General features: G+C 38.1%; 9 protein-coding genes. 6 read left to right on the top strand and 3 right to left on the bottom strand.

Going from position 1 to position 13,298, the window contains the following annotated elements:
- Positions 1–11 precede the first annotated feature (11 nt).
- The gene (gene glp / locus ACAN52_RS11630) at positions 12–1,220 is read right to left on the bottom strand and encodes a gephyrin-like molybdotransferase Glp (RefSeq protein WP_378954944.1); all 1,209 of its coding nucleotides are present in this window, start codon (positions 1,218–1,220) and stop codon (positions 12–14) included.
- A 76-nt stretch (positions 1,221–1,296) separates the two neighbouring features.
- Positions 1,297–2,205: a LysR family transcriptional regulator gene (locus tag ACAN52_RS11625; RefSeq protein WP_378954942.1), complete on the bottom strand. Its 909-nt coding sequence runs from the start codon at positions 2,203–2,205 to the stop codon at positions 1,297–1,299.
- A 436-nt stretch (positions 2,206–2,641) separates the two neighbouring features.
- Here ACAN52_RS11625 and ACAN52_RS11620 point away from each other — a divergent pair, with 436 nt between their 5' ends.
- From ACAN52_RS11620 to ACAN52_RS11595, 6 genes are all read left to right on the top strand, one after another.
- Positions 2,642–3,208: a 4Fe-4S dicluster domain-containing protein gene (locus ACAN52_RS11620; protein ID WP_378954941.1), complete on the top strand. Its 567-nt coding sequence runs from the start codon at positions 2,642–2,644 to the stop codon at positions 3,206–3,208.
- Between the two features lie 2 nt (positions 3,209–3,210).
- Complete coding sequence (locus ACAN52_RS11615; RefSeq protein ID WP_378954940.1) at positions 3,211–4,614, top strand: [FeFe] hydrogenase, group A; 1,404 nt, start codon at positions 3,211–3,213, stop codon at positions 4,612–4,614.
- 63 nt (positions 4,615–4,677) lie between these two features.
- The gene (locus tag ACAN52_RS11610; RefSeq protein WP_378954939.1) at positions 4,678–5,196 is read left to right on the top strand and encodes a 4Fe-4S dicluster domain-containing protein; all 519 of its coding nucleotides are present in this window, start codon (positions 4,678–4,680) and stop codon (positions 5,194–5,196) included.
- Between the two features lie 24 nt (positions 5,197–5,220).
- Positions 5,221–7,353 carry a formate dehydrogenase subunit alpha gene (fdhF, locus tag ACAN52_RS11605; RefSeq protein ID WP_378954938.1) on the top strand — a complete coding sequence of 711 codons (2,133 nt, stop codon included), beginning with the start codon at positions 5,221–5,223 and terminating at the stop codon, positions 7,351–7,353.
- Between the two features lie 247 nt (positions 7,354–7,600).
- The gene (locus tag ACAN52_RS11600) at positions 7,601–9,331 is read left to right on the top strand and encodes a diguanylate cyclase (RefSeq protein WP_378954937.1); all 1,731 of its coding nucleotides are present in this window, start codon (positions 7,601–7,603) and stop codon (positions 9,329–9,331) included.
- Positions 9,332–9,879: 548 nt separating this feature from the next.
- Positions 9,880–11,664 carry an ATP-dependent DNA helicase gene (locus ACAN52_RS11595; protein ID WP_378954936.1) on the top strand — a complete coding sequence of 595 codons (1,785 nt, stop codon included), beginning with the start codon at positions 9,880–9,882 and terminating at the stop codon, positions 11,662–11,664.
- Between the two features lie 65 nt (positions 11,665–11,729).
- On the opposite strand, the gene ACAN52_RS11590 is transcribed toward ACAN52_RS11595, so the two are convergent.
- On the bottom strand, positions 11,730–13,115 hold the full coding sequence (locus tag ACAN52_RS11590) for a PhoH family protein (protein WP_378954935.1): 1,386 nt from the start codon (positions 13,113–13,115) through the stop codon (positions 11,730–11,732).
- Positions 13,116–13,298: the final 183 nt, after the last annotated feature.

The following is a 13,298-nucleotide window of genomic DNA, read 5'->3' as shown; positions in this document are numbered from 1 at the left end:
AACTTTGTTATTTAAAGATGCAAAAGTATAGCTTCTAACTCTGCCCCATCTTCAATTGGTAGATTGTGAGCTGGAATTTCAAGTAATGCATTGGATTTTAAAGCGGATTTTAACATTCCATTCCCTTGATAAGAGAGTGGTTCTGCAAACACTGTACCTTCCTTAATAAACCAATGTGCCCAAATAAAACGTCGTGTTGGTGAAGATTTTTTAAATACACCACATAATTTTACCGTCGATTTTTTATACTTCCATTGGCTTAATCCAGAAATTTTACGAATGACAGGACTTGCTAAGACTTCAAAAGAAACGCTACTGGCTGCGGGATTACCAGATAAAGCAATAAGCAGGGAATGATTCCAAACGCCGGCTAAAACAGGCATGCCAGGCTTGATCGCCACTCCTTTAAAAAGAATAGGTATTTTTAATTCATGAAATAGTCTTTCCATAAAATCATAATCGCCAACGGAAGCGCCACCTGTTGTAATATAGACAGGTAAGTCAGGTTGCGCGGAAAGCTTGTTGATAATTGAAGAAAGATCATCTTTTACGTGACCAAGCAAAATAGGATCTCCTCCAGCTTTGAGAACTTGTGCGAGCAGCATATAACTATTGGAATCACGAATTTTTCCAGGCTCCATAGCATCAGATGGTGATAAAAGCTCGCTGCCTGTAGCAAGGATACCCACTTTAGGTTTGTCAAAAACTAGTGGGTTATGGCAACCTAACATAGCTAATAGTCCGAGTGCGCCTTCTTCGAGGAGGGTGCCTTTGGTTAAGACTTTTTCATTGATCGAAATTTCTTCACCTTGAGAACAAATATTTGTGGCTGCTTTGTCTGCAGTTAAGATTTCGATTTGTCCATTGACAAAGGAAGTATCTTCTAGGCGAACGACAGCATCAGCACCTTCTGGGATTTTTGCGCCTGTCATAATGCGTGTTGCTTGTCCTGAGCTAACAATTTTACAAGGAACTGATCCTGCAGGGACTGCTTCAATTTGTGTTAAACGAGTAGGATGTTCTGGGGATGAATGGATAATATCTGCAATTTGTACGGCATAGCCGTCTAAGGGAGAACGATTAAAGGGCGGAAAATCCATAGTCGAAGTGATATCTTCGGCTAGAACACGTCCAACACATTTTTCTAGTGGTAATCTCAGGGTATTACAAGAGGGGATGTGGTCTAATAAAAGGTTAAGGGCATCTTCTAATAAAATCATTTTAATCACCTACATTTTTAATATATATTCAATCAATTGTCATTGTCCAACGAAATTAGGCATTTTAGTTTCGATTTCATGGTAGATCGAGGAGGAGAGGATCTTTATTGATGGTTGTGAATAAAGTGAGAAAATGACGGGCAGCGGCAGATAAGTGTCGATTGCGCATCCAGATCACAGCTGATGCGACATCGATGCAAGGATCACTAAGAGTTTTAAAGACTAAATTGGTACTCGGGATCAGGCCAATTGCAGCTTTTGGAACAATTGCAATGCCCACATCTGCATCAGCCCAAGCTAAAATAGGCATAATGTCATCACTTTTACAAAGTAAATAAGGGTTGAAGCCGGCTTGTTGACAATGTTCTGTAATGAGTGCTTCATATTTACGATGGATCATTAAAGGTTGGTCAATCAATTTTCGCAGTGGAATAACATCTTGCTTTTCATTTAAAAAATCAGGATTATTCTTGTGAATTGCAGCCACTAAAGGTTCTTTGGGTATTTGAATGGACTCATAGGTATCTGCATCAAAAGAGAAACGAACTAACCCGATTTCAATTAACCCTGCATTTAGAAGTTCAATAATTCGGATAGACTCTCCTTCCCATAGTTCAAACTTTAAATCTGGGTAGTGGCTTCGAAAAATACGTGCGACTTTTGGTAAAATGGTAACTCCAGATGAAGAGGCTGTACCAATCGATAGAGTTCCATGAGCCCCTGATTCTATTTCTCTGATTTCTTTCACCGTTGTATCCATAAGTTTCAGTAATTGTTCTGCACGATTACGTAACACACAACCTGCTTCTGTCAGTTGAATTTTTCGATGACCACGTTCAAAAAGTTTAGCACCTAAATTTTCTTCCAGATTTTTCATCTGACGGCTAAGGGGAGGTTGCGCCATGTGCAACTGTTGAGCGGCTGTTGTGATATTGCCTTCTTGGGCAATGGCAAGAAAATATTTTATTTCACGTAAACTCATCATAGAGCAAATCCTCCTTGTTATAACAATACTTAAAAAGTATGGAAGAAGAATATTATTAGTATTATTAGTATGGAATAAATTTTGATATAATTGTAATCTGAAAGATATTGATAGTCAAATCAAAAATTTATTTCGTAATCAAAAAGTATCACACTTTCTCGATTACAAGTAAGGGCAACTAAGATTTTGGTCTGGGCTGGGGACTGAAGTCAAGTTTTCTTTATCATGTGATTTTTTGACGAAGCAGAAAGTTTACTCCTTTCTTAATTTTAAGCAAGGATCACTAAAGCTTGGCGTAAGCCAAGTTTTCTTTGCTATGTTGGAACGAGTTTGGAAGTAGTGCGTATACTCTTTAGCAAAGAGCTGATGATTGTTTTTTATGTTAAAAAACAATCATTTAAAAATATAGTTTAAGCAAGGAATGGAGGATTTACAGTTGAGTAGTCATTTAAATTCATTTGTGTTAGCTGATCCTAAAAAATGCATTGGTTGTCGAGTTTGCGAAGTGGCCTGTACGGTTGCTCATATGGATAAAGAAATTAAGACTGTAGGGAATATAGACTTTTCTATGAAACCACGGTTGTATCTTGTTAAAACCCCTGAGATAACAATGCCTGTTCAATGCCGACATTGTGAAGATGCTCCATGCATGAAGAGTTGTCCAGTTGCGGCGATTAAAGAGCAAGGTAATAAGATTATCATTGATGAAAAAGGCTGTATTGGCTGTAAAAGCTGTATGATAGCTTGTCCCTTTGGAGCGATTGAACTGATTCTTTCTCCTCAAGAACATAGACAAGATGAGCAGGCAAACTTACATAAAGAGCAAGAGGTGGTTGCCAGTAAATGTGATTTATGCGGTGGAGGATCACCTGCATGCGTAGATGCTTGTCCTTGTAAAGCTCTTCAATATATTGATATCACAAAAGAAAGAAGGCAACGACGCATTGAAGCAGCCAATAAGATGATTGGATTCAATCAGAAATTCATGGTGAAGGAGGGGTAAGTATGGCTAAGAAAATAAAAGAACATATCAAAATAGATGTTGAACTTTGTACAGGATGTAGGAGATGCTCGGAAGTATGTCCTGTAGATGCTATTGAAGGTGAACAAGGCAAGCCCCAGTCCATTAACGCTGATAAGTGTGTCATGTGTGGACAATGTGTGCAGATTTGTAGTGCGTATGATTCCCCTTTTGAAAGCTATGTGACTTCTCGTAGTCAAAGACTTGAAAAACGAAGTATGCCAGCGGCTCTTAAGGAGCCATTATTTGCAGCTTATCATGTGGGTGACTTTCCTAAAGTAAAAGAAGTATTAGCACAGCAAAAAAAATTCTCTATGGTACAATGCGCTCCTGCAGTCAGAGTCTCTCTTGCAGAAGAATTTGGTATGCCCCTTGGTAGTTTGGCGCCTGGAAAAATGGCTGCGGCCTTAAGGCGTTTAGGATTTAAAAGAGTCTATGACACCAATTTTGCCGCTGATTTAACCATCATGGAAGAAAGCAGTGAGTTGGTTAAGAGAATTACAGAGGGTGGTCCATTGCCGATGTTTACCTCTTGTTGTCCAGCCTGGGTCAAGTTTGTAGAAAATGAATATCCTGAACTTGTTGACCATTTATCAAGCTGTAAATCACCGCAGCAGATGGCTGGGACGATGTTTAAAACCTATGGTGCCAATGTAGATGGCGTAGATGCTGAAAATGTGTACAGCGTAGCGATTATGCCTTGTACATGTAAAAAATTTGAGGCAGGTCGACCTGAGATGAAATCCAGTGGCTACCAGGATGTTGATGCCGTCTTAACGACAAGGGAATTAGCTTATCTGATCAAAGAAGCATCCATTGATTTTAATAGTTTGCCTGAAGAAAGCTTCGATCAACCCTTAGGAATGTATTCAGGAGCGGGTAATATTTTTGGCGTAACAGGTGGTGTAATGGAAGCCGCTATTCGTACTGCCTATGAAATGGTTACCAAAGAGTCTCTTAAAGATATAAGTGTAACAAGCGTTCGAGGCGGGCAAGACGTCCGCAAGGTAACATTTGATACTGGTACATTAAAAATTAAGACGGTTGTGGCTTCTGGATTAAAAAATGTAGTTCCAATTTTAGAAGACTTAAAAAGAGGAAAAGCTGATTTTCATTTTATGGAGGTTATGACTTGTCCGGCAGGGTGTATTAGTGGTGGTGGTCAGCCGAAAATGCTTTTGCCAGTGGATACTCCGAAAGCGTATCAAAATCGCAGTGCCAGCACCTACCAGCATGATGAAGAACAGACGTATCGTAAGTCCCATGAAAACCCAGAAATACAAGAGATTTATCAAAAATTTTTGGGTGAACCTCTTGGGCATCAATCTCATAAACTTTTACACACTCATTATAAGCCTAGAAAAATAAAGGTTTCTGATGAGGTTTAATCAATGGATTACGATGATTTATATTAATTTTTATAAAACAAGTACGCCTGAGGAGGTAGAAAGATGAATGATTTTGTGATAGCAGACCCAGGAAAATGTATTGGCTGCCGTACCTGTGAAGTTGCCTGTGTAATGGCTCATGAAAAGGATCAATCACTTGAAAATCTGACTGTAGAAAAATTTTATCCACGATTAAGAGTGGTCAAAACGGCAAAGGTGACGATGCCTATCCAATGTCATCAATGTGAAGATGCACCTTGTGCGAATGCTTGTGCTTCTAAGGCCATTGTACAACAAGGTCAGTCTGTACAAGTGATCCAAGGCATGTGTATTGGCTGTAAAGCCTGTTTGCTGGCGTGTCCATATGGTGCAATGGATCTTGTGTTGACTGCAGCGCTTGCAGAGGGTGACAGTAAAGTTGAAGCTCTTAAGTGTGATTTGTGCCATCAACAAGATCAAGGACCAGCCTGCATTCGAGTTTGTCCAACCAAGGCCCTTCATAAGATTGGGGGTTCTAACATAGCGGAGCAAGTGCAAAATAAACGCAAACGAGCAGCCCTTGGGGCAATGAATAGTAAGTAATATTGGCAAAGTGGAGGGAATCAAATGGCAACAAAAGTATTGACAATCTGTCCTTATTGCGGCAGTGGCTGTCAAATCTATTTAACAGTAGAAAATGGTGAGGTCATCGGTGCTGAACCTGGGAATGGCCGTACAAATGAAAGTGAATTATGTTTAAAAGGATATTATGGTTGGGATTTTCTTAAAAATTCTAAACGCTTGACAGCACGGTTAACAAAACCTTTGCTACGGCGTAAGCGGACGGATGAATTTGAAGAAGTATCTTGGGAAGAAGCAATTAATTTTGCGGCAACCAGACTACAAGCAATTAAAGATAAATATGGTGCAGATGCCATTATGGCTACTGGATCAGCCCGTGGACCGGGAAATGAAGCCAATTACATTATGCAAAAGTTCGTTCGAGCGGCTTTAGGAACCAATAATATTGATCATTGCGCTCGTGTTTGTCATGGATCTTCTGTATCAGGATTACAAGCTACGCTGGGAAATGGTGCAATGTCCAATTCTATTCCTGAAATTGAAGATACAAAATGTGTATTTATTTTTGGTTATAATGCGGCAGAATCACATCCCATTGTGGCGCGTCGTATTATTAAAGCAAAAGAAAAAGGTGCAAAAGTCATTGTGACTGATCCTCGTTTTACAGAGCAAGCTAAAATCGCTGATTTATGGTTACCTATTAAGAATGGTACAAATATGGCGCTTGTTAATGCCTTTGGTAATGTACTGATTGCAGAAGGCTTATACAATAAACAGTATGTAGCGGACTTTACAGAAGGTTTTGCCGAATACAAAAAGAATGTTGCAAAATATACACCAGAATATGTGGAAAACATTACTGGAATACCTGCAAATACCATTCGAGAGGCAATTCGGATGTATGCGAAAGCTCCTAGTGCTACCATTCTTTGGGGCATGGGAGTGACTCAATTTGGTCAAGCCGTTGATGTTGTTAAAGGGTTATCCTCATTAGCTTTATTAACAGGAAATTTAGGACGCCCCAACGTGGGAGTCGGCCCGGTACGCGGACAAAACAATGTACAAGGTGCCTGTGATCATGGTGCATTACCTAATTTATTCCCAGGTTATCAGTCGGTGGAGGATGAGGCATCGCGAAGTAAGTTTGAGAAAGCTTGGGGTGTATCCTTGCCAGCGAAACCTGGCTACCGCTTAACTGAAGTTCCGCATCTTGCTAAAGAAGGTAAAGTAAAAGCCTATTATATCTTTGGCGAAGACCCTGTACAAAGCGATCCTGACGCAGCAGGCGTTAGAGAAGCCCTCGATAGTATGGAACTTGTGATTGTTCAGGATATTTTCATGAATAAGACAGCGCTTCATGCTGACGTTATTTTCCCAGCGACTTCATGGGGAGAGCATGAAGGTGTTTACTCTTCCGCTGATCGAGGTTTTCAAAAGTTCAATAAGGCCATTGAGCCTAAAGGTGATGTAAAGCCGGATTGGGAAATCATCTGTTTAATGTCAACGGCGATGGGATATCCGATGAAATATAATAAAACCGAAGAAATTTGGGAAGAATTAAGAGCCTTGTGTCCAATTTATGCTGGAGTAACCTATAAAAAGTTAGAAGAATTAGGAAGTGTTCAATGGCCGTGTACAAGTGAAGAACATATGGGGACCAAATATCTCTATGAAGGAAATAAATTTGATACGCCAAGCGGTAAAGGACTTCTCTTTGCATCCGAATATCGCTTTCCAAAAGAAATGCCTGACAAAGATTATCCATTCATATTATGTACAGTCAGAGAAATCGGTCATTATTCTGTTCGGACTATGACTGGTAATTGCGCTGCTTTACAAGTGCTAGCTGATGAACCTGGCTATATCCAAATGAGCCCTGAGGATCTGGCGAAGGTGAATATAAAGGATCAGGAGCTTGTATGGGTATCATCGCGGCGAGGAAAAGTCATGGCAAGAGCCCTTTCGACAGAACGAGTGAATACAGGGGCTGTTTATATGACTTATCATTGGTGGATTGGTGCTTGTAATGAATTAACGATTGATCATCTTGATCCCATCTCTCTGACACCAGAGTATAAATACTGCGCTGTGCAAGTAGAAAATATCGAGGATCAAGATTGGGCAGAAGGTTATGTACAAAGTGAATATAGTAAACTAAAGAAAAAGATGTTTTGTTAAGAGAATAGACTCAAGATGGCGCCATATATTTTCCTGGCGCCATCTTTTTTTTCATTTTCACTTTTGGTAGAAAAGGCTAAAAGATGGAAATAAAGTGCAAAAAATATATAGGATTTCATAGGAGAAATGTCGAAATAAAGGACGATATAATATCATTTGAAAGCAGGTGTCTAACATGTTTCATTTTGTTATTAATAAAAACTTTTTTGACAAAAAATTAATTGTCAATTATTTGCGAAGAATGTAAATGGTGAGGAAAATTATAATTCGTGGTTTGTTCTTATGCGTATTATTGCTCGCTCTTACTGTACTAAAAATGGATGGTGTATCAGCAAGGGAGGGTATGGAATTAAGTTCTTATTCTATATCTGATTTGGAAATTAGTGAAGATTCAATGGGGACTTATCGTTTTGATGAAATCAGTAGAATGGATTACTCGAATCAATATATACCATACTCAGAAAAAACACTCTCCCTGGGTATTACGAGATCTGTTTACTGGGTACGTTTTAAGCTGCTGGTTCCTAATACGGGAGAGATTGTTTCTGGACAGTTACTTCAACTAAACAATCCTAACATCGATAAAATTGATATATATATACCAATAACTCATCAAGGGGAGCATTCCTACATTGTAAATAAAGTAGGTGTAAGCCGCCCAAGCGCTAGTCGGAGTGTTATAGATAATACATGGGTTTTTCAATTAACTAATGAATTTGATCAGCAAAAATTTATTTACCTTCGGCTGGAAAGTACTTCAGCTCTTCGTTTGCCAGTGCGAGTTTGGAATTCAGAGGATTTTATTGGAGAAATGTTTTTTAAAAACCTAGGATTTGGTGCATTTTATGGTATTTTAGGAGTAATGTTAATTTTCAATTTGTTCATTTATTCGGTTTTGCGTGATAAAGCGTATTTATTTTATGTTTTATATATTGGCTTTATGTTTTTATATCAGTTCCAAGTACATGGTCATCTTAAAATTCTCATTGATATTCCTTATCGACTATACAATGCAGTATTCTGGCTTTGGTTAGCAGCAGCATTTGTTTGTTCTGTTTATTTTACCCGGCAATTTCTTCAAGTAGAGGCTGAATTGCCGCGCTTAAATAAGGTATTAACTGGAATTGTGATGATGTCTATCCTGCAAGGTATTTTAGGAATTTTGGGCTATAATGTTTTTGCAAATCAAATTGCTCATGGGCTAGGCATTTTGGGCCCTGTTTTTATTATGATCGTAGCAACGATTCGTTTTAATCAAGGTTTTAGGCCCGCACGTTATTATATTCTTGCTTGGGGCGTTTTATCGACAGGAATTGTGATGTGGTCTTTATCAGCTTATCTGCCAGGGGCATTTGCAGCTGTAAATTATTTGTTATTAGCAACGGCAAGTGAATCTGTTTTACTGTCTTTGGCATTGGCAGATCGTGTAAAAACGTTAAGAAAAGAAGGAGAGGAACTAGGTAAAAGTGTTAAACGGTATCGAGATTTAAGCTTTACAGATGGGATGACGGGGCTATATAATAAACGATTTTTTGATATGAAAATAAAAGAAGAAATGAATAGTGCATTGCAATGGGCTAAACCCATGTCCCTATTAGTGATTGATATTGATAAGTTCAAATCATACAATGATCATTATGGACACTGGGAAGGCGATCAGGTTATTATTCGTCTCAGTAGTATTTTTTCTCAATTACTGGAGGAGGGGCAAATGGCTTTTCGGTATGGTGGGGAAGAATTTGTCATTTTGTTACCCACTATGAGGTGTAATGATGCTAAATGTATTGCAGAAAAAATTCGTCAGACAGTTATGAACGAAGAATTTTTTCCTGCTATGAAATCGATGGTGACAGTAACAGTTAGCATTGGGCTGACTGAAATGCGTACTGATGACAATCAAGAGAGTTTCTTCCAAAGGGCAGATGAGGCTTTATATTGCGCTAAAGGTAATGGGAGAAACCAAACGATTATTTTATAAAAAACTCCTGCAAGAAATTTAGTGATAAATTCTTGTAGGAGTTTTACTAACTTACATTTAGTTATTTATCGTGCTGCATTTAATGTTATGATCAGCTACAATCACTGGTATCAATTATTTCTGGAAATAAGAGAATATATAAACTAATGATCAAAATAATGAACCACAAAGTTCTATTCCCATTATTAAAAAACATGTTACATCCTCCTTTTAATTTTGATGAAATAGAGATACCTTGGATATAATATCTTATTTGCAAGGGATTGATTTGGTGTTTGTTTATATAAAAAAATGACCAATCAAAAGAATAGCCAAGAAATCCAAGACATAGAGTGTATAATGATTTTATAGATTAGAGGACTCCAAATAGGTTATAATGACTTAATGTAGCGCAAATAAATAGTTAAAATGAAAAAATAGTAACATAAAATAATAGTTTGAGTTATGAAAATTAGGTGGATATCTCATGTTGCCGAAAAAATGGTGTAAGGTATCTTACTTGATGAAAAAATTATGAAAAACTTATGGAATAAGTGTGAGGAACCTTTATGAGAGATATGGATTGGGATTGGAATCATGAAAAAGCGCAGTTGCGCAAAAAAGAAATGGAGTCGGCTATACTCATACCGACAATTCATTTTTTTGATCATCCAGAGCAGTTTGGACTGCAAGATCGTCAGGAACAAACGATGTTATCCGTTGATATCGCGGAAGCGATTACAATGAATCAGCATGTGATGGTAGAAGCGGGCATTGGTATTGGCAAATCATTTGCCTATTTGATTCCAGCTTTATTTGCTGTGAAAAATTTAAATCAGTCAGTTGTCATTGCGACGGCTTCACAAGTACTGGCAGAGCAACTAATCGGCGATGCAGAACAAGTAAAAATACTAACTGGGGTTCGGACTCCTCAAATTACGTTACTCACAGAGGAGACTGCTGATGTCACTTGTGATGCTAGAATTATCATCACAAGTCAAGAATTTCTGATGAAAAATTTGCTGAGAAAATCTATAGAGCGGCAAGGTTTTATAAAAGATAATACCATGTTATACATCATTGATGAAGCGCACCAGCTAGAAGAACAGGCACGTACTGCATTGACTGAGCGATGGACGCTCAAAGGTATAAAAAAGATTGAGGCGGCTCTTCAAAAAGTCATCCCCAGAAATCCCCAGAGGAAAGAACAGATCGAAAACTTGCGTAAAATCGGAGACTATCGAAGGCAATTTTTTAGTGAAGCTGCTGAACATATTCAACATCTTCAAATATCGAAGGGAAAACATGGAAATTCTCGTAAGTTGTGGTTACCTAAGAAAGGGATTGTTAATTATACAGATTGGGCCAAACAGTTAGACAATGTAATTGCAGCTGTACCATTAGAAGAACAGAAAGATGAAATCCTTGAATTACCTCAATTTATTCGTAGATTACGCCAATATACCAATTCTTCTTACCTTGTATGGCTAGAAGGGAACCTTGATGATCAAAATGCGCTTTCTGTTTGTACAGCACCGAAGATGATGAACAATGAAATTGAAAAAATCTTATTTGGTCAATCCATCCCTGTTATACTAATATCAGAGACTTTGTGTACACGACAAGGGACGAACAAAGAAATGTATCGCTATTATGCAGAATCTATTGGTTTTCCTGACGATAATAGGGAATTTTTTGATGTACAGCCATCATTATTTGATTATGAGAAAAATAGTATAGTCTATATTCCCGATGATTTACCCTTGTCTGATGAGAAGAGTCATCACACTGTTTATTTAGAGGCTATTTCGGATCGGATTGCAGAACTTATCATACTGAGTCAAGGTAAAACTCTGATTCTGTTTACAGATCAGAAAGATCTGCAAGATGTATATGATTTATTAAAAATAAAGGACCTTGATTATCAGTTAGTGCGAGCTGAAGGTCCTCTCCAGCAAGAAGTAGTCGAAGAATTTAAAGTTAGCCAAGGTGTTTTATTAGCAGCAGACCCCTATTGGGAAGAATTCAGTTTATCAGGTTTTGAGTTATCGTCGTTGATTATCGTTCAGCTTCCTTTTCCAGGTTTTGATCCGATTATTGACTATAAAATTTCTCAGGCTGATGATGCGAAGGAAATCCTATTTCCTGAAATGCTCATCAAACTACGTCAGGGGACTGGTAGGCTCATTCAAAGAGAAACAGATAGTGGAGCGCTAAGTATCCTTGATGCTAGAATGAGCGATGCTCTGAAGTATTCCTACAAGGAAGATATATTACAGGCTCTTTTGATCAAAAATCGAGTGAGTCAGTTGCATGAGGTAGAGAAGTTTCTGCAAAAGAAAGTAAAAAAATAAAAATAGAGTAAAGAAAAAATGCCACCTAATAGCAGATGGCATTTTTTTCTTGAATTTTATCAAACTCAAAGTCTCATTGCGGCTTCTGCAGCAAGCGCAGAACGCTCACATTCTTCAGGTAACATGGTGACTTGAAAACAAAGCTTAGAACCCATCATTTTTTCGCTGGCATAGCTTAGTCCATTGGATTGGCTATCAAGGAGAGGGTTATCAATTTGTGCTGGATCACCAAGGAGAATCATCTTTGTGCCGAGTCCAGGGCGGGTGAGCACAGCTTTGGCTTGTCGAGGAGTCGCATTTTGCATTTCGTCAAAAATGACCCAATATTTTTGAAGTGATCGACCACGTTGATAGGCTAAAGCTTCGGTGTTGATGATTCGCTTTTCAAAAAGCATATTGACTGTATCTTCTGCTTGAGCGACTTCTTTATCATCGTTTAAAGAATTTCCAGACATCAATATAAAAAGATTATCTTTAATGGCACGCATATAAGGTTCAATTTTTTCAGCTTCTGTACCAGGCAAAAAACCAATACCTTCATCTAACATTGAGTTTGGTCGACAAATCAGAATATGTTGATATTCTTTAGGACGACACTCCATATATTTATATAAACCTACAGCCAAGGAATAAAAGGTTTTGGCTGTTCCTGACATACCCTTTAGAATGACTAAAGGAGCTTCTGCTGCACTCATCATCAGGCATTCTTGCATGAAAATTTGACCAATATTTCGAGGCGTGATGCCAAAAGGATTATAGTTTTTATATTTTAAATGAATCACATTTTTGCCATTAAAACGTCCAAGAGCTGTATGACGATCTTTATCCGTTGACTTAATGAGTAAAAATTGATTGGTGACTAAAGTAGCAGGCATGAGCATATCAGTGAGGTCATCAAAAACAAAGAGTACAGATGGATCAATGTGATTGTTATCATCTTTGTGAAATTCATCAATGACTGCACTGGATGTATAAACAGTGATACGTCCTGTATATTGATCTTCAATGTTTGATACTTTGTCATTACGAAAATCTTCAGCTTGAATTTTTAATATGGATGATTTAACACGCATATTCGTATCACGACTGACTAATATCGCCTGTTGTCCATTTTCAGTTAAGCCTTTACAGACCTGAAGAATTCGGTTATCAGCATTATCTTTTTCCCAGTAAAGGGGCATAGTAGTGGCAGTATGATTGGCTTCAAGAATGAGCCTTCCACCATGATCGTTTAAGGAAACTCCTTCTAAAAGATTACCTTGATTACGGAGACTATCTATGATACGGCTGACATGTCGACTATTATTTCCTCTTTCTGTCGCTTCTTTTTTAAATTTGTCCAGCTCTTCAATCACGATTTCGGGAATGACGACGATGTGCTCGTTGAAAGCGTACAGGGCATTTGGTGAATGAAGTAAAACATTAGTGTCTAAGACATAATATTTTTTCAACGTAATCCCCCTCTTAGTTGAGAATATCTTCTCTTTTTCATTATATGCTGTGCCACTTTGTGCTGAGTTAGAAATTTATTAAGATTATATTAATGTTTTAATCAAAACAGACTATATATTGATGAGTGTATGACGGGATGACAAGAGTTTTATAAAGCAGGTAAGGGAGGATTCAGTTTAGTT

Source organism: Pelosinus sp. sgz500959 (assembly GCF_042610375.1).
Classification (GTDB): domain Bacteria; phylum Bacillota; class Negativicutes; order DSM-13327; family DSM-13327; genus CTSoil-075.
This window is presented reverse-complemented; position numbering and strand designations above follow the sequence as displayed.

What these genes read in the sequence shown, in the direction of transcription:
- ACAN52_RS11625 (WP_378954942.1), bottom strand. Translation starts at nt 2,205, where the DNA reads ATGATGAGTTTACGTGAAATAAAATATTTTCTTGCCATTGCCCAAGAA.
- ACAN52_RS11610 (WP_378954939.1), top strand. Translation starts at nt 4,678, where the DNA reads ATGAATGATTTTGTGATAGCAGACCCAGGAAAATGTATTGGCTGCCGT.
- ACAN52_RS11595 (WP_378954936.1), top strand. Translation starts at nt 9,880, where the DNA reads ATGAGAGATATGGATTGGGATTGGAATCATGAAAAAGCGCAGTTGCGC.
- fdhF (WP_378954938.1), top strand. Translation starts at nt 5,221, where the DNA reads ATGGCAACAAAAGTATTGACAATCTGTCCTTATTGCGGCAGTGGCTGT.
- glp (WP_378954944.1), bottom strand. Translation starts at nt 1,220, where the DNA reads ATGATTTTATTAGAAGATGCCCTTAACCTTTTATTAGACCACATCCCC.
- ACAN52_RS11600 (WP_378954937.1), top strand. Translation starts at nt 7,601, where the DNA reads ATGGTGAGGAAAATTATAATTCGTGGTTTGTTCTTATGCGTATTATTG.
- ACAN52_RS11615 (WP_378954940.1), top strand. Translation starts at nt 3,211, where the DNA reads ATGGCTAAGAAAATAAAAGAACATATCAAAATAGATGTTGAACTTTGT.